This window comes from Paraburkholderia sp. FW306-02-B, assembly GCF_058782725.1.
Genome location: NZ_JBYSXZ010000002.1, coordinates 2,891,709 through 2,912,030, shown reverse-complemented (window position 1 = coordinate 2,912,030; position 20,322 = coordinate 2,891,709). Strand labels below are relative to the sequence as shown.

Annotated in this window: 15 protein-coding genes and 2 pseudogenes; 7 read left to right on the top strand and 10 right to left on the bottom strand. The window is 56.7% G+C overall.

From position 1 onward, the window contains the following. Positions 1-195: 195 nt before the first annotated feature. From AC3WOG_RS34395 to AC3WOG_RS34380, 4 genes and pseudogenes are all read right to left on the bottom strand, one after another. Positions 196-1,137, bottom strand: coding sequence for a hypothetical protein (locus AC3WOG_RS34395; protein ID WP_492582170.1), 942 nt, complete (start codon positions 1,135-1,137; stop codon positions 196-198). A gap of 130 nt (positions 1,138-1,267) precedes the next feature. Then, entirely contained in the window at positions 1,268-2,503 is a 1,236-nt protein-coding gene (locus AC3WOG_RS34390) for a glycosyltransferase family protein (RefSeq protein WP_492582169.1), read from the bottom strand. 177 nt (positions 2,504-2,680) lie between these two features. After that, a pseudogene (locus AC3WOG_RS34385) lies at positions 2,681-2,983 on the bottom strand (ATP-grasp fold amidoligase family protein); the annotation flags it as partial. Positions 2,984-3,028: 45 nt separating this feature from the next. Continuing rightward, complete coding sequence (locus tag AC3WOG_RS34380; RefSeq protein WP_492582552.1) at positions 3,029-3,946, bottom strand: helix-turn-helix domain-containing protein; 918 nt, start codon at positions 3,944-3,946, stop codon at positions 3,029-3,031. 1,392 nt (positions 3,947-5,338) lie between these two features. Between AC3WOG_RS34380 and AC3WOG_RS34375 the strand changes: the two genes are divergently transcribed. The 6 genes and pseudogenes from AC3WOG_RS34375 to AC3WOG_RS34350 all read left to right on the top strand — a co-directional run bounded on the left by AC3WOG_RS34375 (position 5,339) and on the right by AC3WOG_RS34350 (position 13,361). Continuing rightward, the gene (locus AC3WOG_RS34375; protein WP_492582168.1) at positions 5,339-7,675 is read left to right on the top strand and encodes a polysaccharide biosynthesis tyrosine autokinase; all 2,337 of its coding nucleotides are present in this window, start codon (positions 5,339-5,341) and stop codon (positions 7,673-7,675) included. Positions 7,676-7,739: 64 nt separating this feature from the next. Continuing rightward, positions 7,740-8,855, top strand: coding sequence for a glycosyltransferase family 4 protein (locus AC3WOG_RS34370; protein WP_492582167.1), 1,116 nt, complete (start codon positions 7,740-7,742; stop codon positions 8,853-8,855). A gap of 21 nt (positions 8,856-8,876) precedes the next feature. Next, on the top strand, positions 8,877-10,319 hold the full coding sequence (locus AC3WOG_RS34365; protein ID WP_492582166.1) for a hypothetical protein: 1,443 nt from the start codon (positions 8,877-8,879) through the stop codon (positions 10,317-10,319). Positions 10,320-10,539: 220 nt separating this feature from the next. Beyond that, a pseudogene (locus AC3WOG_RS34360) lies at positions 10,540-10,737 on the top strand (glycosyltransferase family 2 protein); the annotation flags it as partial. Positions 10,738-10,801: 64 nt separating this feature from the next. Next, positions 10,802-12,118, top strand: coding sequence for a lipopolysaccharide biosynthesis protein (locus AC3WOG_RS34355; protein WP_492582165.1), 1,317 nt, complete (start codon positions 10,802-10,804; stop codon positions 12,116-12,118). A 52-nt stretch (positions 12,119-12,170) separates the two neighbouring features. Then, positions 12,171-13,361, top strand: coding sequence for a glycosyltransferase family 4 protein (locus AC3WOG_RS34350; RefSeq protein ID WP_492582164.1), 1,191 nt, complete (start codon positions 12,171-12,173; stop codon positions 13,359-13,361). 11 nt (positions 13,362-13,372) lie between these two features. Here the strand turns inward: AC3WOG_RS34350 and AC3WOG_RS34345 are convergent, their stop codons facing one another. Together AC3WOG_RS34345 and AC3WOG_RS34340 are read right to left on the bottom strand one after the other, a co-directional pair. Next, the gene (locus AC3WOG_RS34345; protein WP_492582163.1) at positions 13,373-13,930 is read right to left on the bottom strand and encodes a phosphatase PAP2 family protein; all 558 of its coding nucleotides are present in this window, start codon (positions 13,928-13,930) and stop codon (positions 13,373-13,375) included. Positions 13,931-14,051: 121 nt separating this feature from the next. Further along, on the bottom strand, positions 14,052-15,299 hold the full coding sequence (locus AC3WOG_RS34340; protein ID WP_492582162.1) for an O-antigen ligase family protein: 1,248 nt from the start codon (positions 15,297-15,299) through the stop codon (positions 14,052-14,054). Between the two features lie 621 nt (positions 15,300-15,920). On the opposite strand from AC3WOG_RS34340, the gene AC3WOG_RS34335 reads away from it, so the two are divergent. Next, positions 15,921-17,435 (top strand): mannose-1-phosphate guanylyltransferase/mannose-6-phosphate isomerase, encoded by a 1,515-nt coding sequence (locus AC3WOG_RS34335; protein WP_492582161.1) that lies wholly within the window; start codon positions 15,921-15,923, stop codon positions 17,433-17,435. Between the two features lie 287 nt (positions 17,436-17,722). Here AC3WOG_RS34335 and AC3WOG_RS34330 read toward each other — a convergent pair whose 3' ends face one another. The 4 genes from AC3WOG_RS34330 to glnH all read right to left on the bottom strand — a co-directional run bounded on the left by AC3WOG_RS34330 (position 17,723) and on the right by glnH (position 20,147). Next, positions 17,723-17,848 carry a hypothetical protein gene (locus tag AC3WOG_RS34330; protein WP_492582160.1) on the bottom strand — a complete coding sequence of 42 codons (126 nt, stop codon included), beginning with the start codon at positions 17,846-17,848 and terminating at the stop codon, positions 17,723-17,725. Positions 17,849-17,948: 100 nt separating this feature from the next. After that, on the bottom strand, positions 17,949-18,677 hold the full coding sequence (gene glnQ / locus AC3WOG_RS34325; RefSeq protein ID WP_492582159.1) for a glutamine ABC transporter ATP-binding protein GlnQ: 729 nt from the start codon (positions 18,675-18,677) through the stop codon (positions 17,949-17,951). Next, entirely contained in the window at positions 18,674-19,330 is a 657-nt protein-coding gene (gene glnP / locus AC3WOG_RS34320; RefSeq protein ID WP_492582158.1) for a glutamine ABC transporter permease GlnP, read from the bottom strand. Before glnP ends, glnQ begins: the two co-directional genes overlap by 4 nt. A gap of 64 nt (positions 19,331-19,394) precedes the next feature. Continuing rightward, positions 19,395-20,147 (bottom strand): glutamine ABC transporter substrate-binding protein GlnH, encoded by a 753-nt coding sequence (gene glnH, locus AC3WOG_RS34315; RefSeq protein ID WP_492582157.1) that lies wholly within the window; start codon positions 20,145-20,147, stop codon positions 19,395-19,397. Between the last annotated feature and the right edge of the window lie 175 nt (positions 20,148-20,322).

Here is a 20,322-nt window from a genome sequence, read left to right as displayed (position 1 = left end):
AATTTTCTCCACTCGTAGTCACCGCTGTCCGGCGAAAAGGCCATACGACCGCGCCTCAAGTGAAGAGTGAAGGTCAGCTGATCGAAGTAGAATATTTTAATTGAAGCCGGCGCAGGCTTATTTCCCATACTTATGCAGACCCTCGGCAACCCGTCGCTCTGCATTCCAGGGATGGCTGCAAAAGGTGTTCCATATTCAATCAAATTCCAACAGCCGATCGATATCAATCTCGTTGAACTGAGCGATGATCGCCTCCGAATCGTTGACGCCAAACCCGACCGCTACCGTTCCATCATGAACCGCCAACCCGCAACAGAACTCCACGCCATATTCTTTCCAGTAGAACGGTTCAGAGAGCACCACATTCCAGCTCCGATCGAAATAGACAAATCTGTGTTTATAAAGATGCTTTTTTCCTCGACTGCGCTCGTGTACGACACACAGCCAACCGTCCTTCCATTGGACCAGTTGAGATGATCCCAGCAGATCTTTCGGTACCTTCAATGGCTTCCGAAGCGACACTGTTGCGCCACGCTCGTTGATCTCGACAATCGTCAACGGATTCATCGTGTGTATCGCCCAGAGCTTCCCATCGGAAACGAAGGGCATCCAGTTTTTCTCACGACTCGAACCAAATGGCGATTCAATAAGGTAGCTTTCTACAACACGATTTCCGGCTATTTTTTGAAGGGCCATCGTGTTAGTGTCGTCCGAATTGCTACGCGCACTAGCCAGGCACCACAAATCGTCTTTCCAGAAAAAGGTTCGTAAATCTTCAAATCCATCACCTGACTTACCTGATAGGTGCCTGAAAGCAGCGTCTTCCAGAGAGTTCATGCTCAGAACACTAAGATTCGTGGATAAATTGCCAATATAGTTGATGGTGTCGTAGCCTTCACCATGCAATCTTGCGCCGCCGCTCTCCATTAGTTCATAGTTAACAGATCTAACAACGACGGCATAGCCATTTCCGTCAAAACACAATGATGGATTACAGGGGCGGTATTCACCTGGAAGCTTCACCGAAACAAACTTTGGGCGAAATGTATGGAACAGCCTTTCTTCCTGAGGGCGCTCGGCAACATATCTATATAGAAAAGTCTTGAGCCGTCCCGGAACCAGTTGTGAAGTTAACATTCAGGTCTTTCTCCTGCGCACGGTTTTGCTGAGTCAGAAATAGAAAATTTCATTGCATTTTCGGAAATAACGGTCGCTGAACGATGAACCTCCCGACCTCACTCGCTGAGAACCGACCGCCTCGCCTTCACTAAACAACTGGCTTCTCAACCGCGTTCCGGTGGCCCTCAACGGTTTCAAAGAACTGCTCGTAGCGCCGGCAACAGGCATTCCAGCCGAATTCATCGATAGCCAGGCGGTTGCCTGCGTTGCGAGCAATCGTCGACCACGACTCGTTAACCGAATGAACAATCTTCGGGAGCTCGGAGATGTCATCGAACAGAATGACATTATCGAACTTCCTTGCAGCCCACACCATGAACGGTGTCGCGCGCGCGATCAGCAACGGCACGCGTCCGATGGCCTCGAAAAACGCGCCGCTCACCAGCATTGAGTCGGCCGCGTGCGGCAGGATCAGCACGTCGCTATCGACAATGCACTGGGCAAACTCCGCGTCGGATAGGAACTTGGCGTCGAGGCGCACGACGTTCTGGAGCGATCGCTTGTCGATGATTTCATTCAGCGTCGCGAGGTAGGCTTCCGTGCCGTGTCCGGCGATATGCAGCTTGCACTCGCTCGGCCAGACATCGAGCACAGCATCAATCTGCTTGTACGGGCGAATCACGCCGAGCAACGAATACAGTGGCGTCGCGCTATTTTTTTTATGCGTGGTGGGTGCCTGTCCGGGCGCATCCCAATAGAGTGGATGCGGCAGATATTGCGCGTTGTACTGCGCCTGGAAGTCCGGCGCGTGGACCACGCGGAAGTCCGCCAGGCGGCGCACGAATGCAATAATCCGAATCGAAAGACGTTTGTTGAAGCCAATCGTATCGTGGACCACGTGATCGTGTACGAAATAAACGACCTTCGCCCGCCCGATCAACATGAGCGAGCAATAGAACGCGAAGAGCAGAGACCCCGGCAAGCTCAACCGTGCAGTGCCTTTGTCTCGCTTGAATGGCCGGTACTCAAGCCAATGAAAAGCGAGAATGTTGTCTGGTTTGAACAGTTGGGAGAATCCACCTTTCATTAAACCCTTGATGGAAAGTGGTACGACGTCATAACCGATCGAGCTATAGAGATCTTTCTGAACTTGTATATAGCGATTCGTGGGGTTGGTGAATGGACACATCATCACTCGGGGCCGCGGCCCTTCTGCCGCATTGCTGCCGATCGTGTTGCGTGCTTCCTTGATAGCTCGCGTCATTTGTACATCTCCGGTTGAGTTGAAGGTCACAAAGACATTTGGTGAAGCACGCACAGGAGTTAGAAAGTCGCTCGCTCGCAGCCCGTCGCGACCTATTGCGTGCTCGACAGCGCAAGCCATACCTGCGGCATTGAGACTAACGGCGCACCTTTAAACGAGTCGTACCGCCTTCCTGTCTGCGACTCGACCCACCGCGCGTTTTAATGCATCGTCTTCCACGACGCGGCCCTGGTTGTAGATGATGGGACGTCCCGGCCGGCCGCCAAAACAATGCAACTTGTAATCGGCGGGTATCTGATCGGGTCTGAGACTTCGTTGCAGGATCTTTTCGTTGAATGTGGCGGGGCGGAGAAGATTCGGATAGCGGCCAATGCACTTGTGATGCAGCAGACTCAGGAACACGGAATCCGGCAGCATGCACTTCGCCGCCTCCTTGAGCCGCCTGACTACGGAAGCTGACTGCTGCGTTGGCAGATACAGATCTCCCGGTGCGAGGCTCACGTCGTTGGCCACGATGTTTCCAGATGGTCGCGCTTCTTTGTGCCTTGGCGTGGATGTGGCGGCTTCCCGGTCGGACTGTGCGGACTTGGTGGTCGTCATGTTTCAATCCATGGTTGGTGGAGTCGCGAAGCTGCAGTCGGAAAATCAGGGTGCTTCTCGCACAATCTCAGTCGCGGTATTCCAACCTTCTTCGGGCGTCAACCATCGCTCCTCGGACTCGATGTGCTGCTGCGCACGGAATTGCGTGGGTGACATGCCGTATCGCTCCTTGAACTGGCGACCGAGTCGATTGCCGTCGCCCATTCCGCACCGTCTTGCGATTTTGTCGACAGGCAAATCGGTATTTCTTAGCATCGCGCAGACAACTTCAAAGCGCGTGCGCAATAGATACTCGAGCGGTGTCATGCCAAACTCGCATTTGAAGCGACGCTGAAAATTGCGTTTGCTCATTGCAGCGGATTCGGCTGCTTTGGCCACCGAGATGGCCTTGCTATAGTTTTCCTTGATCCAGCGTGCCGACTCGCTGATTTTCTCGGTTGTTGTGGTGATGCTCGCATCGTCCAATTCCGGCTTGTTCTGCTCGATGTAATTCGTTTGCAGCGCACGCGCGATCTTTCGCGCGGTGTCCGAATTCAGGTCGCGCTTGATCTGCGCAAGTGCGAGGTCGGTAGGCGTCACGCTGGTGCTTGCGCCACCGCCGCCGTCGTCAAAGAAAAAGATGGACACTGTTGATTGCAATGTGTTCCTGCAAACGACGGCCAGATTCGCTCCTTGCTGAATACCAAGAGATGCAATCGATCCGTGGCGCGAGATCCATGAAAGAAAGCGATCGTTGGACTCCACAGTTTCAGTGGCGTCACGGCAAGCCACAAAGAACGCGTGGAAATCGGCCAGGCTATATTGTTCGAGACTTTGCGTCCAGATCGAGATGCTGGATGAGCTGGTCACCAGGCCACCTTCGTCGGACACCACCGAGAGCCTATAAGGAGGCTCGTCGCCTCCCGCTTTTTCGAACTCGTTGGCAAGCCGGAAAGCATCTCCGACAGCTCCGGTGGTCAACATGGAGCAGTCCTGAAAAATCAGAAGGCCAATGTGTTTCACCGCTTTCGGTCCATTCTGACGCTCATTGACGCACGACGTAAGAAAACCGGTGGAAGTCATCACGCTTATTTCTCCGAACACGCAATCACGATACGTAGCGAGATTAGCGCATTGAAATTTGCGGTACGAATTTGGCCGGTATTTCAGGGTGTTTTGGCGTAATTGTCATGATCGGGGAAATTCTTACTTTGCACTTTGAAGAAGAAGCGTTTGAACAGTGTTCTTAGCCAGAAATTTTTTCCGAGTCTAATGACCAAACCTGCGTTCAATTGGACCGTCGGTTGATGACCTTTCTGCCCTGTCTGGCAGGGGATTCAGCCAATCTCGCTGGTTCAAACGCGCGTTTTCACGGCGTGAACTGTCACTAAGCTTCTGTTACAGCGCTGCAAGCGAGCCGTACTATTCTGTTGCAGCAGTTACAGATAGTAACAACGCTTTCTGAAGCCACCGCATTCGTAATGCGTTCCGCTTAATCGGCCATTAACACCCGAATTTATGCCGTCGACGATGTGACGCATTAATTGCAGGCTATGCTTCATCGCAACATGAATAGAGAAATTCGCACTGGCGATTCGTCGAATTTCGATTCCGTCCGCTGAGTAATTTGCTTGAAGATGCCGTCCAGCCGCTGTGGCAAGGACGTACCAATTACCGCTTTCCAAGACCGCTGATGGTCTTGTCGGGTCAACATGCGCGATGTCACAAAGCAGGTGCGCGATCGCGTGAAGCTGTGCTCGCGTGGTTCCAACGGTATTGCGTTCGTCGTGTCGCGCTGGACGTCGATGACAGCGAGTGTCTGGGATGCCACGCGCTCGCATACAAAAGATTGACCTTGCAAGTTGAGATCGGCAGGAGGTGGGCCCGTCCGGGGCAAAGCGCGGGCAGCTCACATGGCAAGGCTTTCTCACGATGTGTCCTCGCAGCTAGAGGCCGACGTCGTCGATATCGGGCAGCTCAATATGTACATATCCGCCTGTTCGAAAGACAGCGTGGCCGCTTGTTCGTCATGCACAGTGAAGTCAGTTTTTAAATTGGTCGACGAAACATGTAGTAGTACGAATGTATAGCAGTCTTCGTATGCATAAAACTGATCATTCCGTCGCCTACAGAAACGAGGCGTTTCTGGCGGGGTCGGCAAAGCCGCTGGCAAAAGGCCATAGGCCGTACTGCACTGCGTCGCCCACGAAGGCCTGAATGCGGCTCTTCGACCCAACCTGACCCAGCACGTAACTCCGAGGTGCCGCCGGCCGTGCCACATCCACGTTCGGCGGCGGTTCCAGATCTCGAACTGGTGGTGCAGCAGAGCGGCAACGAGTCATTACTCTGCTCATCGAATATGGAAGGATCAAACCGGTGGATTACTACCCTACAAATTCGCTCTCTCCCGCTCCTGGTACGGAGCGTGGTCAACTCAGCGCTGGCGGAATGCTCACTCTGATGCGGGATCACATTTGGGAAATCGTGGTTACGGCAGTCATAGTGCTGGCCCTGGCGGTGGCTTATCTACTCATTGCAACGCCGATCTACTCCGCCGACGTGCTGTTGCGTGTCGACCCGCCGGAACCGAATGCGCTCGGCCTCGCCTTGCAGAATCAGGAAACCCTTCCGCCGCCCGCGCCATCGCCGGTGACTGAAATGACCGTGATGCGCAGCCGCGCGGTACTCGAGCCGGTCATCGAAAAATTCCGCTTCGACGTGTCGGTGACGCCACACAAGATCCCTTTGCTGGGGGACATCGCGGCTAAGTTTGCCACTCCGGGAGAGCCGGCGGCTCCATGGCTCGGATTGAAGTCGTTTGCGTGGGGTGGAGAGCGCATTGAGGTCGGTTCGTTGGATGTGCCGCGGGACCTCGAAGAAGAGAAATTGACCCTGATCGCCCTCGAAGATGGCGCATACGAGTTGCGTGGTCTGTCGGATCAGCTCCTTGTAAAGGGCGTAGTGGGCAAGGCCGTCCAGGACAATGGCATTTCCATGCTCGTTAAGAAGTTGGACGCGCATCCGGGCACGAAATTTGAAGTCATTCGCTGGAATTCGCTCGACGCAATAAAGCGGTTTGGAGACCTGGTGAAGGTCGGCGACAAGGTGAAGGACTCCGGCCTTCTTCAAATAGAGTACGCGGACAAGAGTCCGGATAAGGCCACCGAAGTCGCCAACGCGTTGGGGGAGCAGTACCTTGCTTATGCAATTGCCGCTCGGCAACTCAACGACACGACCACGCTAGCGTTCATTAATGGTGAGCTTCCCCGTTTGCTGGCGGACCTCAGGAAGGCTGAGGATGATCTCAAGCATTTCCGTGGGGCGTCACAGTCCATGCAGCCGACGAATGAAGCGCAAGCCTATCTCCAGGGTGGTTTGGACATTGACAAGCAGATCGCGACCCTGCAGTTACAGCGTACGCAACTCCTCGATCGCTACACGGCGGATAGCCGCTGGGTGCAGAGTGCCGACCGGCAAATTGCGCAATTGCAGGATGCGAAGGCGCAATTCGACAGCCATTTCAATGGCATGCCGTCGTCCGAACGTGAGAGCGTCGATCTTATCCGCGCGCAGAAAGTTGCGGAAACGATCTACCTCGGGATGGTCCAGAAAGCCGAGCAATTGCAAGTCCGGCGCGCCAGCACGACGGGCGGCGCGCATATCGTCGACGCCGCAATCAGCCCTCATCGTCCGGTCAAACCACAGCCCGCACTCGTGCTTTCGGGGGGCGTGGTACTCGGACTCCTGTCCGGCGTCGTGCTGGTCTTCATGCGCCGCCATGTGATGACCGGAGTGACGGATCCGAGGTACGTGGAAAGTCGCATGAGCGTGCCGGTCTTCGGCGAGATCCTGTTCAGTCAGCAGCAGTTGTTGCTTGACCGCCACGGCGCAGGCCGCAAAGCACTGCCAGGCGTGGGAGGACGTACCGATCTGCCATTTCCGCGAAGCTCAGCCGATATTCAGTTTCCTGGCGGTGCAGCCGGAACGGACATAGCAATGTCTCGTGGTGCCGACAACGCCAGAGTCCTTGCCGCGCGGTTTCCGCATGACACGTCGGTCGAGGCGCTTCGTGCCGTGCGAACAGCGGTGGCGCGCGATCTTGCGCACACGCGCAATAACCTTCTGATGATTATCGGGTCGACGCCTTCCGCGGGAAAGAGCTTTGTTGCGGCGAACCTCGCGATCCTGCACGCGGAGATCGGCTCGCGCGTCCTCCTGATAGACGCCGATATGCGTCGGGGCCACCTCGCCTCGTTGTTCGGCGAAAGCAACCGTGGCGGTCTTTCGGAGGTGCTCTCGGGTCGGCTGGGCTTACGTCAGGCATTGCGGTCGACGAGCATCGACGGTTTGACGTTTCTGTCGTGCGGCATACGACCGGAGAACCCTGCCGCATTGCTCATGAACCCCCACTTTAAGGAGCTATTGGAGCGACTCGCCGGCCAGTTCGACATGGTGATCATCGATACGCCGCCATTTCTCGCAGTCACCGACGCTTCCATCATCGCGAGTGAAGCGGGCTCGTCCTTGCTGGTGTTGCGCTCCGGAATGCAGAGCGAGCAGGAAATTGCGGACACAGTCAAGAAGATGGAGCGCGCCGACGGACGCATTGCCGGTGCGGTCTTCAATGGCATTCCCCTACGACGAAGCACACGAAATTACGGCTACGTGACGAACTATGCCAGCGATTTCGGCGATCTCGAAGCAACGCATTAATAGCGTACCGGCCGCAGGAGACTTGCGGCCAGATGTTTCGCGACGCCGTCAAACGGAGATCCCGATGGCCTTTGCAATTAACGGAAAGTTCACCTCGCAGTCAGTCACCGGTGTTCAACGTGTGGCGTATGAACTCACCCGGGCAATGCAGATGAGCGCAACGCGTGGTGACGAACTGGAAGTTTTCGTGCCTCAAAACGTTGTCGAGCCTGGCGCGCACCTCAAGCGGAAGCGGTGCTTCCCGTGGCTACGCGGCACGCTTTGGGAGCAGATCACGCTGCCCATCGCGGCGAGAGGAATGACGCTCCTTAATCTGTGCAATACCAATCCGATTTTCAAGCGCGGGCAAGTCGTGATGGTTCATGACATGGCGATCTACGATGTTCCGCAAGGCTTCTCCAGGAAGTTCCGGCTTTGGTATCGCATTTGCTTCGCGATGCTGCCGCGAATGGAGCCGATGATTTTGACGGTCTCGACCTACTCGAAGAGGCGGATCTGCCATCACTTGAAGGTTGATGAGTCGCGTGTCACGGTTGTAACGCCCGGCGCGGATCATCTGGACCGCGTCGTATCGAATCCGGCAGTCTTGGGGCGTCTGAAAGTTGTAAAAGACGCTTATTGCGTCATCGTCGGCAGCCTTGATCCACGAAAGAATCTGCAACGTGTTCTTGAAGCGACCGATAAGCTTGGACATCTGAAGGGCGTGAAGTTCGTCATTGTTGGCGGCCGCAATAGACGTATCTTCAACAGCGAGAATGTGGAGCAGCGGACCCATCACAGCCAGATTGTATGGGCTGGTTTTGTGTCGGATGGCGAGTTGAAGTCGCTGTATGAGAACGCGGCCTGCCTCGTTTTTCCCTCCCTGTACGAAGGATTTGGACTGCCGCCTCTCGAAGCGATGTACTGCGGCTGCCCGGTGATCGCTTCTTCGCGGACCTCAATGCCGGAAGCGTGCGGTGATGCCGTGATGTACTGCGATGCGACGTCGGCGGACGATATCGCGGCGAAGATTTCCCAGATGATGGCCGATGCGGAACTGCGGCAGCGTTACCGAACAATGGGCGTGGCTCACGCGCGTGAGTTTCGCTGGGAATACTCGGCGCAGAAAGTGCTACAGATTCTGCAGGGCCATGCCGGCGATCAGTTGTCGGACCTGGCGCCTAGCGCGTCGGCGAGCTAGCCCATGTTCGTGGTCAGGCGAATGGACCGGGTCACGAGCGTTGCCGGCAGGCGGCGGGCGTTGCGCACACTCGCTGCACTCGCAGGAGCGGTGATACCGCTCGCGCGTGGCAAGACCGCGCCGTCATTGATGCCCGAGCCGCGGCCTCAGCGAGTTCGCGGTCGCAGGATCGCGGAGTTGATCGGTTCGAATGGCTGGGCGGGTGCGGCCAGCGATGTTCAGATGTGGCGCGCGATGGGCATCAGTTGGGGGCGAGGCTCGGTTGGCCCTGGCCAGCCGGATGGGCCACAAGACGTGATGCGCATCGACAAGACCAGCTCCGCGTTCGATAGCGACCTGTCGTCGGCGTTGATCGCGAATGACCGCAATGGGATCGGCTCGCTCCTGCAGCTCGGTTACACGCCGACGTGGAATGCGAGCGTGCCAGGCGACGTTAATTCGGCGCCGGTGGACGTGGAGGTGTGGACGCGATATGTCGATGCAGTGGTTCGTAAGTATTCCGCGCCGCCTTATAACCTGCGCTATTTCCAGATCTGGAATGAGGCAGCGGGCAGGTTGTCGGGCGGACTGGCCCAGGCGACCTTCTGGCATGGCCCGGATTCCAACGGGAACGTAAAGAGCTCGAAACCGTACGAGCGTGCAATGCAGGATTACGTCGAGCGCATCCATATCCCGGCGGCCCGCATCATCCGCAGCTATCACGCGTATGTTGTCTACGGTGGATGGCCGGACCAGGGCGGCCTCGACAACTTCAGGACATGGCTTGAGTACAGGAGCCCAGTGTTGAAGGAACGGATGCTGGATTGGGTCGATTACATCGACACGCATTACCTCCCCGTAGCCGACCTGGATTCCCTGTATCAGCAGTACGTCAGGAACGGGCCCGCGCGAGGCATCTGGCAAACGGAAATCGGTGACGAGTATATGAAGGATCCGCACTACCTGCCGCGCTATTTCTTCGACTTCGCCGTGTGGGCACTCGACAGAAACTGGGACGATCCGAACAAATACCTGTCCATGGTTTACCACTGGGATGGCTACGAATCTTTCCGTCTGACGCATCGCGGTCCGCCGAAGCGGACTTACAACGTATCCGGCCGAAGCCTGGTCGTGCTGAATCAGACTGCGAGCGGATCGCTAGCAAACTTTTCGAAACCGTTGCAGTTCGATTCAGGGGCTTCTGGAAGTGCGTTGCTTTCTGGTCATGATGTCGTGATGCAGGTAAGCGCGGATCCGGGTTGGCAAAGCGTCACCGTAGGCGGACTCAAACCGCCGTCTTCACGCAATGCACGGGTGGAGTTTATCGACGCGCTGACTGGTACGGCGAGTGTTCACGACGATGTTGCCATGGCGTGGAACGACCAGACCCTGAAGATCCGCTTCAAGGTGCCGGATCGAGTCAATGGGGCCGACAACAAGCCGCCTAAGCACCTTGCCTATGTCGTTGTTCGTGGAGTCGCGTAGTGAACTGGATCAATAAAGACGATGCTCAACTCGTGTGAGTTTGAGTGCTTGCAGCATGTGTCGGTAGTTTCACGGTCGTCGAATTTCGACTGATCGAACCTTTGGATAGCGTCGAGATATCATGAACCACGTCACTGATGTGATCTGCAACTACAACTACGAGCACTATCCGGCCACGGCGATCGAATCGGCGCTCGCGCAGGACTATCCGGAGATGCACGTTTTTCCGGTTCCGGAAGCGGACATCAACCGCTACGGCGCTGCTCTGGTAGGTCGTGTCGCCACGGTCCGAAAGTCGTTGGGAGGTTATCGCGTGCGCAGCGCGGGCGGCGCGACGGTGTCGTTCGCAAACTCGGAGCAGATCAACAAAGCGCCGGAAGCCTTCAACATGAGATGGGCAATATTGAGGAATATCGCCAATCCGTTTGCCCGCCGCCGCGTGGCTGGGCGCTGAAGTCCAGAACGCATACACGGAGGACAGAATGGATCGACGAAAGAGCGTTCGGATTATTGGATTTGTTTACGGCGGCTACCTGATGAGGTACGTGTACCTCATCATCGTGGTGCCGTTTTACGGCAGGATGCTCGGTGTAGCCGGGTACGGTCGGGTACTGGCGTCAATGTCGCTCATGAACGTGATATGGATGCTCGTCAACTACGGCTTTAGCCCTGTCGGCATGCGCGACGTGTCGAAAGCGCAATCGGAGGCGGAATGTAACGACATCTTCTCGTTGCATGTGAGCGCGCGCCTTGCGCATGGCGTGGTGGGTGGATGTATCGGCCTGGTTGCCACGATGTGCTCGCCCATCTTGTCCGAACGCCCTCTAATCGGTGTGCTGGCTACGCTGCTGGGGATCGTGTCCGGCATGAACCTCGGTTGGCTGTTCCAAGGGCGTCACCAGTTTCGAACTCCCATCATCATCGAGGTGTTCGGCTTCATCTTGAGCCTTGTGCTGGTCCTGACCCTCGTAAAAGGACCCAATGACGCCGTATGGGTGCTTGCGAGCGTTTTGATTGCGGGTGTGGCGTCCTCGATCATTTCCTACGGTCTTACGATCTATCAACTGGGCTGGCCGCGTCTCAGGTTGGCAGGCATCGTTCCTCTGGTGCGAAATTCGACGATGCTTTTCCTTTACTCGTCCGGGTCGGTCGTATTCACGGCATCGTCGACCTACCTGTTGACGCTATTGTCCACGCCCGATCAGGTCGGCTACTTCGGCGCGGCTGAACGCTTTGCGACGATCGCGCTCGCGCTGATGGGACCGGCAGCGCAGGTGTTCATTCCCACCATAACGCGGCAGCTCGCGCAGGGCGACATGCAAGGAGCGCACGAAACGACCCGGCGCGGCGCTACCCTGCTGATGGGGTACGGATTGCTGATTTTCTGTGGCGCGCTAGCGCTGTCGCCTTTCGTGCTGCCTTTGATCCTCGGCGCCACCTTTGAACCCAGCGCTCACGTCCTTCAGATTTTTGCGTGGATGTTCCCGTTCGCTGCCTTTAACGAGTTCGTGGCGGGCTACGTATTTGTGCCGCGAAGGAAGGATCGCCTGCTTGCCATCGTGGGCATCGCGTCGGGCCTGATCAATCTTGTTGCGGCGCTCATTCTTGCGCCGCGGTACGGCGCCATTGGAATCGCACTCGCCCGTGTGATTGGCGAGGCGATGCTATCGGTCATGCTGATGGGCATCGTGATTCGCCTCGAGCTGGTTGGCCTCGTACCGGGAGGCGAGCGGGCGCTAGGGATGGTTCGGGTTGCATGCGGTTTCCGGCCCCAGACACGTGCTGCAAAGGACGAGTGAATCTGATGGTGGAAGGGGAAGGATCTCGGTCGTAATATCACAGGAGGTCGAAGTGAAAGTCGCTATTGTTCACGATTGGTTGGTGGTTTTGGGTGGCGCAGAAAAGGTGCTGAAAAACATCATCGAGTGCTTTCCGAAAGCGGACATCTTTTCGGTTGTCGATTTTCTGGAAGACCGCGAATGCGTGAAGGGGAAATCCGTCACGACCTCTTTCATTCAAAAGTTGCCTTTAGCGCGCAAACGTTATCGTGCATACCTGCCGTTGATGCCGATCGCGATCGAACAGGTCGACCTGTCTGGCTATGATCTTGTCATTTCCAGTTCGCACGCGGTTGCGAAGGGCGTGCTTACCGGACCGAACCAGGTCCACGTCAGTTATGTACATTCACCCATTCGCTATGCCTGGGACCTGCAGCATCAATACCTCAACGAATCTCATCTAAATACTGGCATCAAGTCCGTCATGGCGCGCGTCCTGCTTCACTACATTCGTGGGTGGGATTCGCGCTCGGCCAATGGCGTGGATCATCTTCTGGCGAATTCGCAGTTCATCGCCCGGCGAATCAGAAAAACGTACCAGCGTGAAGCAACCGTCATTTACCCGCCTGTCGATCTGGCAAACATGACGATGTGCACGCAGAAGGACGACTTTTACGTGACGGCGTCACGGATGGTGCCGTATAAGCGCATCGATCTGATCGTCCGGGCCTTCTCGCAGACGCCTGAACGCCGGCTCGTAGTGATTGGCGATGGCCCCGAGATGAAGAAGATCAAAGCAGTGGCTGGCGAGAACGTCACGATCCTCGGTCATCAACCATTCGATGTTCTTGTCGATCATTTACGGCGCGCTCGTGCGTTTGTATTTGCTGCGGAAGAGGACTTCGGTATCTCGGTGGTGGAAGCACAGGCATGCGGTACGCCGGTCATCGCATTCGGCAGAGGCGGCGCGCTCGAGTCCGTCATCGGTCTGCCGCTTGAACGGCCAACCGGCGTGTTCTTTGGTGAACAGACGCCGGAGTCTTTACTAGCAGCGGTAAGCCGGTTTGAGCGCAACGCTAATCTGTTCGACCCTCGGGCATGCCGTAGAAACGCAGAGCGTTTTTCGTCGGAGAACTTCAAGACGGCGCTGACGAATTTTATCGACTCCCGACTCCCATACGGGTGCCTCGAACAGTTTCTCCCGTATCCGGTCATGGGCCAACTACCCGTCAACCAGCGGCATCATGCTGACGTAGTGTCATGAGAATGAATGCGCTATCGGATCTGACCAAGGAAGGCCATGACAGACGGGACATGGCAGTGGATTGCTGACGAGTGAGCATCGATTAAGTATTGAAGCGGCGCCTCGTGCCCATAGACAAGCGTGGAGGCCAGCAAAAGGCTGAGGGTGAACCAGACCGGCCTGAAGCGCGCAAATTCGACGCTGATAGCGGTCCGTAAAAAGAATACGGCCACAAGCGTGCCGAGAAACCGGCCAGCAATCACTTCCGGAAACGAATGGGAGTGATCCATGACTCGGGAAGAACCGGTAAGCGCCCCAATGGCAATACCGGCGCCGACACCTGGGAGCGGCGGCAGACGCCACCACTTCAGCTGGAGGGTAATCGCTACGGTCCACACGGAAGTCGACAACATGGCATGCCCGCTAACGACGCGGAAATCAGTAGCCGGGATGGATACGCCCCAGCCGGCATAGATAATCTTGGTTGCACCGACAATGGCGGTTCCAGCGGCGAGTGCACCGATCAACCGCCATGCCAGGCGGACATTGAATATCGCCAGCCAGCCGATACAGATAGCCGCTACGGGCAACGTTATGGCGGCATCGCCTATGTGGGTGAACAGGGTTCACATAGGATTCTCTCTTCTTCGTTTTCGCCAGCGCGTGGCTGCGAGAAATGTTTGCCGGCACGCCGGCTCGGCGTGCCGGCAGTCAGCGTGGCGCGCGGCCGTTTGCCTTCTGCTGAAGATGTTCGATCGCGGCGGTGTTGACCGACCGCGCTGCCAGCAACAGGGAGATGACGAGAGCAAGGATCAGAACATTCGATGGCGAGACCAGACGATGTTCGGTCGCGGCCATGACAAGCAGGCAAACAGACGAGATTTCAACAAATCTGAAGGCGGCGAAGTTCTGTCCGCCGCCCCACAGCGCAGCGGCGGCTGCGCCGTGTTTGCTCCATTCAATCAATCTCCAGTAGAAGCCCAGCATCAGGGCGAGACCGACTACGCCGAGTTCCGCAAGGAAGTTCAGGTAAGAATTGTGAGCATGCGAGTCGCTATGTTCGATGGTCAAGTCTGAGGGTACGCCCAGCAGATGAAAGTAAGAAGTCACGCTGCCGATATGATCGTCGAATGAGCCGAAACCGAGGCCTACGACCGGGCTCTGCTCGAAGTACGCAAGAGCCCGCGGCCATAGCCATTCATAGCGAATGTCCAGGTTGGCGACCTTGGCATCCTGATTCTCGATGGTGAAGGTGTAGCCCATATAGTCGACCTTCGAATCCGTATGGTAGATCGCCATCGCGATGGAGCCGACGATAAGGCTGGCGATCAGGGTGGCCAGCATCCAGCGTTTGCGGCCGAAGTAGAGGTAGGGAAGTATGACCAGAGCGCCCAGCAAAGAGCCTCGGCTATAGGTGGAGAACAGCATGAGCGCATTACCGGCGAGCAGGGCCAGCAGCGGCTTGCTGCGCCTGTGCAGGTAGCATGCGATGCCCAGGCAGAACAGCATGGCGAAGAACCCGCCTGCCGCGTTGCGCGCGATGAAGTAACTGCCAAAACTGTCGTCGGGACGCGCGAAGATGCTGAGTAAGCCATTGTGGATGATGTAGTAAGCGTAGGGCGGTATGTTGATCACCACCGCGAACATGAAAAACGTGCGAAGGACTTTATTCAGATCCCAACGGTGCGTGTACAGGCAGCCGGCAAAGATCGGTGCGTACGAGATGAGGAAATTGCCGTCGCGCCGATAGAAATCGAATTCCAGGAACGACCGGGGATCGTAGAGCAGCGTGGAGACCACGACCAGAAGGGTGAACGCGGTGAGCGGCGTCATAAACGCGGGGTAGCTGCGTCCAAAGAAGCGCCATGGACAAAAGACGAGAGGGATCAACCCAACCGCGCTCATGGGTACCAGATTGGTGACCGTCAGGAATAGTGCGAGAAGCGATATGTAAGCCATTGCGGCTCCAGGCAAACGGATGGCGTACAGTTTTTGAAGACCACTCCGCGCCGCAGGACAAACATGGAGTTGGACGCCAAAAGCCAGCGTGTTACGGACAACGGACAATATTGGTGTTCTACCTTTCACACCAAAGCATCAACTTGTTCACGTGAACGGTACCACGGCTATAAATTGATTTCCAACCTGCTTATTTCATCAAGCGTGGAAATCAAACATGTTTGGTGCGCTTGCGAAAACGGGTCCGACGATCAGGGCCAAAACCTCAACTGTTCGCGCCAGAAATGCTGTGGTGCAGCGTAGTCTGACTATGATGAAGCACATCAAGTACGGCTCTTTGGCGCCAGCTTGTCGGTAGATCGTCGGTGCGTGTCGTTACTGTTGAATGCCATCCAACTGCGATCGAACCGCTACGCTGTCCACGCTTTCCGGTCGGGCCAGATTGACGGTCAACGCGTGCACCTTTGTCACCGCGAACTGAACCGCTGGCTTTGTCCGCCTGATACGGTCGTCCTGTCATTGAACACACAAGAAGCCAACGGCGCGATTGACGGTGCAACGCATCGTGCGCGGACGTGAGGATTTCGTTCGCCAGCTGGTTTCAATGTAAAGGAGTTTTAAATGAGCAAGGTTACGGTAGTTGCCGGCGAGATGGATAGCGAAGCGATCGATCAGGTTCTGGTGGATTATCCGCCGCTCGTGCAAGTGATTCTCGCCGGTGGGTCAGGTACTCGCCTGTGGCCGGTGTCGCGTGAGCAGTTTCCGAAGCAGTTGATCGACGTGATCGGCAACCAGACGTTGCTACAGGCCACGATGGGACGTATGGCAGGCTTCAGCGCGACGTGGGAGATCGCCGCAGATCCTCTCATCGTGTGCGGGGCAGAGCATTACTTCGCGACTTACGAGCAGGCTCGGGAAATTGGGGTGAACGCGCGCATCATCGTAGAGCCGGCGCGTCGGGATACCGCACCGGCTCTCACGCTTGCCGCGCTGGCGGCATGCGCTGACGGTCAGGATGCCATCCTGGTCGCCATGCCCGCGGACCACGCTATTGCGAATCTGGATGCGCTTCACCAGTCGATCGATATTGCAGCCCGCCATGCGCTGAAGGGCGCGATCGCCACGCTAGGCATTCCGCCCGACCGCGCCGACACGGGATTTGGTTATATCCGCCTCGGTGACGCGTTGCCGGATGGCGCGCATCGCATCGAGCGGTTTGTCGAGAAGCCAGCAGCGGAGCTTGCCGCGCAATATGTTGAATCCGGTAATTACTGGTGGAACAGCGGCATGTTCGTGGTTCGTTCGTCCGTCTGGCTAGCAGTGATCGAGCGGTTCCAGCCGGACATGCACGCTGCGTGTGTGCAGGCCTATCAAGGCGCCAGGAAAACGGACGAATGTGTCATTCCCGATGCCGCCGGGTTCCTGCGTTCGCCATCCGATTCGATCGATTACGCTGTGATGGAGCACGTTGGCAAGCCCGATTCGCCATTCAGCGCAATCGTGGTGCCGCTCGAAGCGGGCTGGTCGGATCTCGGTTCGTGGGATGCGGTCTGGCAGGCGATGGAAAAGGACGAATGCGGCAACGCGTCGAACGGGCGCGTGCTGTTCGAAGGGGCAACGGCCACTTATGCGCGCTCGCAAGGCGGCAGGCTGGTTGCGTGTGTCGGCACGAACAACATGATCGTGGTCGATACCGACAACGCCGTGCTGGTCGCGGACCGCTCGCACGTGCAGGACATCAAGGGACTGGTGTCACGCATCAAGCGCGACAAGTCTCCAGAAGCCGACGCACATAGAAAAGTCCGCCGGCCATGGGGCTTCTACGATTCGATCGATCATGGCGACCGTTTCCAGGTGAAGAGAATCGTCGTGATGCCGGGCGCGCGCCTGTCGCTGCAAATGCATCACCACCGCGCGGAGCATTGGGTCGTCGTGAGTGGCACAGCCCTTGTCGCCCGCGGGGAAGAGCAGTTCATTCTCGGCGAAAACGAGTCGACCTACATTCCGCTTGGCATACGCCATCGTTTGGAAAATCCCGGCTGCGTACCGCTTCAGATCATCGAGGTTCAGTCGGGAACATATCTTGGCGAAGACGACATCGTCAGATTTGACGACAAGTACGGACGGTGCGGTTGAATCATTTTCGCGACTGTATTCAAGGGGCTTCATCATCCTAACGCTTACTGAGCTTAGATCGAGGCCCCAGTAATACGGTACAGGAAGTAGAGCGGTAGAGCCTGTCGGCTTTAAAAGTAGCAAACCGGACGACTCGGTCTTGAGCGGAAACAGTGTCTCAACCAGCGTGATTGATAGAGACGGAGTGCGAAAAACCAGTCGGATATCCGCAGGGTGGGACATGATGTCATTCGATGTTGAGCGCGTAGCTAGACTCCAACCCGGGCACGACGCAGTGACCAAGGTAGTCAAGCTTCGCCGTACCATTCACGATGCAGCGTCACGCGATTTCCCTTGAGCAACGGATTGCCTGCACCGACGCTCTCATTGCTGACCGCACGCCACGCGCTGCACTGCGCTATGTAGGCGTCCATGAGCGAGCGCCCCTTCCCTGTACCGAGGCCATGTCTGCCGCGATATGCCGAGGCGAAAATAAAGGAGGAGTCAAAGCCCGCATCCAAAGCACGACCTCAACTAGGACACATGCCTCAAAAAGTCCTTCAACCGTTGCGTAGGCGGGTTATCAATCAGCACCCCCGGCTCGCCGTCCTCCGCAATACCGCCCTGATCCATGAACAGCAGCCGCGTGCCAACCCGTTTCGCGAATCCGATCTCATGCGTCACGACGATCATCGTCATGCCTTCCATTGCGAGGTCCTGCATGACCTTGAGAACTTCGTGACGAAGCTCGGGGTCGAGCGCGGATGTCGGCTCATCGAACAGCATCAGCTTCGGCTTGATAGCCAACGCACGGGCAATGGCAACACGCTGCTGCTGTCCGCCAGACAGCTCCGACGGATAGTGATTTGCCCGCGCTTCGAGACCGACCTTGTCAAGTAGCGCCATGGCCTGGTCACGAGCGTCGGCGCGCGCCGCGCCGCGTACCTGAATGGGACCGAACATGACGTTCTCGAGCGCAGTCATCTGTGGAAACAGGTTGAATTGCTGGAAGACCATGCCGGCTTCGAGGCGGATGGTGCGTATGTCCGACGCACTACCTTTGACGCTCAAGCCATCGACCAGCAATTCGCCGCCGCTAATCTTTTCGAGCGCGTTGATGCATCGAAGCATTGTCGATTTGCCCGAACCCGAGGGCCCGACGATCACCACAACCTCTCCGTTCTCGATACGAAGACTGATGTCTTTGAGTACGGACACGTGGCCGAAGCTCTTCGAGACGCTTTGGAATTCGACCATGCTCATAGTATGCGCATCCTTTTTTCGACCAGACGCAGCGACAGCGTCATCACACCGGTGAGGACCAGGTAAATCACCGCGACGGCAGACCAGATTTCAACCGCACGGAAATTCCCGGCGATGATTTCCTGGCCCTTGCGTGTCAGTTCTCCTACGCCGATGACGATGAACAGCGACGTATCCTTCAGGCTCACGATGCACTGATTGCCCAACGGCGGGATCAGTCTGCGGAAGGCCAGCGGCCCGACGATTTTCAACAGTGCGCGCGGCATCGACAATCCCATTGCAAGACCGGCTTCCATTAAGCCCTTGGGAATGGACAGCAATGCGCCCCGTACGACCTCTGCGAGGTAGGCGCCCGAGTTCACCGTGATGGCGATGATGGCGGCAGTGAGCCCGTCGATTCTGAGGTGTGCGAGCAGTGGCAGGGCGAAGTAAAGAAACATTACCTGAACAACAATCGGCGTGCCACGAATGAGTTCAATGTAGACCTGCGCAAGGACGTTCAGCGCGAGGGGGCCGTACGCGCGGCACATGCCGGCTATGACGCCGACGACGAACCCTCCGACAAGTCCCACAAATGCAATGAACACCGTTAATTTCACGCCGGCCATCAAGTCTGGAAGTGCAGTCCAGATAACTGACCAATCGAATTCCACAAACCGCTCCTGGTTGATTCGTCCCTGGCGCAGCGGAACTCGCTGCGCTTCCTGCTCGTGACGATTACGACTTAGGCGGTTCGGAACCGAACCACTTCTTGTACAGCATCGCGTAGCGGCCATCGGCCTTTATCTTGATCAGCTCCTCGTTGACCTTCGCTACCAGCGGGCTTCCCTTCGGGAAACCGATGCCGTATTTGTCACCGCTGACTGGCGTGCCGGCGACCTTGACCTGACCTTTGCCGGCGGTACTGACGAAATAGAGCACGTTCGGCGTGTCGTGCATGGCGGCGTCTACCCGGCCCGCCTCCAGCGCAAGATAGGCCTGGTCGATGTTCGGGAACTGGCGGATTTCCTTGGGCTTCAGGTGCGCCTTGATCCAGTCGATGGTGGCCGTGCCGGTTTTGGCCGCGATGACTTTGCCGTTCAGGTCGTCGATGGACTTGATGCTGGTGTTATCGGTTTGCACCATCGCAGCGAGCCCGCTGTCGTAATACGGGGCGGAAAAGTCGATAGCCTTCTTGCGCTCTTCCTTGATGGTCATGCCCGAAAGCGCGACGTCGATGTTCTGCGTCTGCAGGGCCGGAATCAGGCCGCTAAAGTCCATCGGCTGAATCTTATATTTCCAGCCTTGGTCTTTCGCGATTTCCGCCCACAGGTCGAGATCAAAGCCGACGTACTTGTCACCCTGCTTGAATTCGAAGGGCATGAACGAGGTGTCGGTTCCGACGATGAGTTCCTTGTTGTCGGCGTGCGCGAGGGTTGTGCCGAGCATGGCGACAGCAACCATAGACAAGAGGAAGGAGCGACGTCCCATAATTTCTCTCCGCAGTGATTGGCAATGCCCCTGATAGTGTCAAGGGATGGCTGACGGACACCGGGCGGTTTCACAACATGCGATGTGTGATCCGCCAAGGTGGCAACATGTGTTGTCAAAATAGATACTACGACAACAAAATATTTGGCAACAGGTATTTTTGTTGATGAAAACC

Coding starts and splice junctions, on each gene's coding strand:
- AC3WOG_RS34395 (WP_492582170.1), bottom strand. CDS start 1,137: ATGTTAACTTCACAACTGGTTCCGGGACGGCTCAAGACTTTTCTATAT.
- AC3WOG_RS34390 (WP_492582169.1), bottom strand. CDS start 2,503: ATGGCTTGCGCTGTCGAGCACGCAATAGGTCGCGACGGGCTGCGAGCG.
- AC3WOG_RS34380 (WP_492582552.1), bottom strand. CDS start 3,946: ATGTTGACCACCGGAGCTGTCGGAGATGCTTTCCGGCTTGCCAACGAG.
- AC3WOG_RS34370 (WP_492582167.1), top strand. CDS start 7,740: ATGGCCTTTGCAATTAACGGAAAGTTCACCTCGCAGTCAGTCACCGGT.
- AC3WOG_RS34365 (WP_492582166.1), top strand. CDS start 8,877: ATGGACCGGGTCACGAGCGTTGCCGGCAGGCGGCGGGCGTTGCGCACA.
- AC3WOG_RS34355 (WP_492582165.1), top strand. CDS start 10,802: ATGGATCGACGAAAGAGCGTTCGGATTATTGGATTTGTTTACGGCGGC.
- AC3WOG_RS34340 (WP_492582162.1), bottom strand. CDS start 15,299: ATGGCTTACATATCGCTTCTCGCACTATTCCTGACGGTCACCAATCTG.
- AC3WOG_RS34335 (WP_492582161.1), top strand. CDS start 15,921: ATGAGCAAGGTTACGGTAGTTGCCGGCGAGATGGATAGCGAAGCGATC.
- AC3WOG_RS34330 (WP_492582160.1), bottom strand. CDS start 17,848: ATGGACGCCTACATAGCGCAGTGCAGCGCGTGGCGTGCGGTCAGCAAT.
- glnQ (WP_492582159.1), bottom strand. CDS start 18,677: ATGAGCATGGTCGAATTCCAAAGCGTCTCGAAGAGCTTCGGCCACGTG.
- glnH (WP_492582157.1), bottom strand. CDS start 20,147: ATGGGACGTCGCTCCTTCCTCTTGTCTATGGTTGCTGTCGCCATGCTC.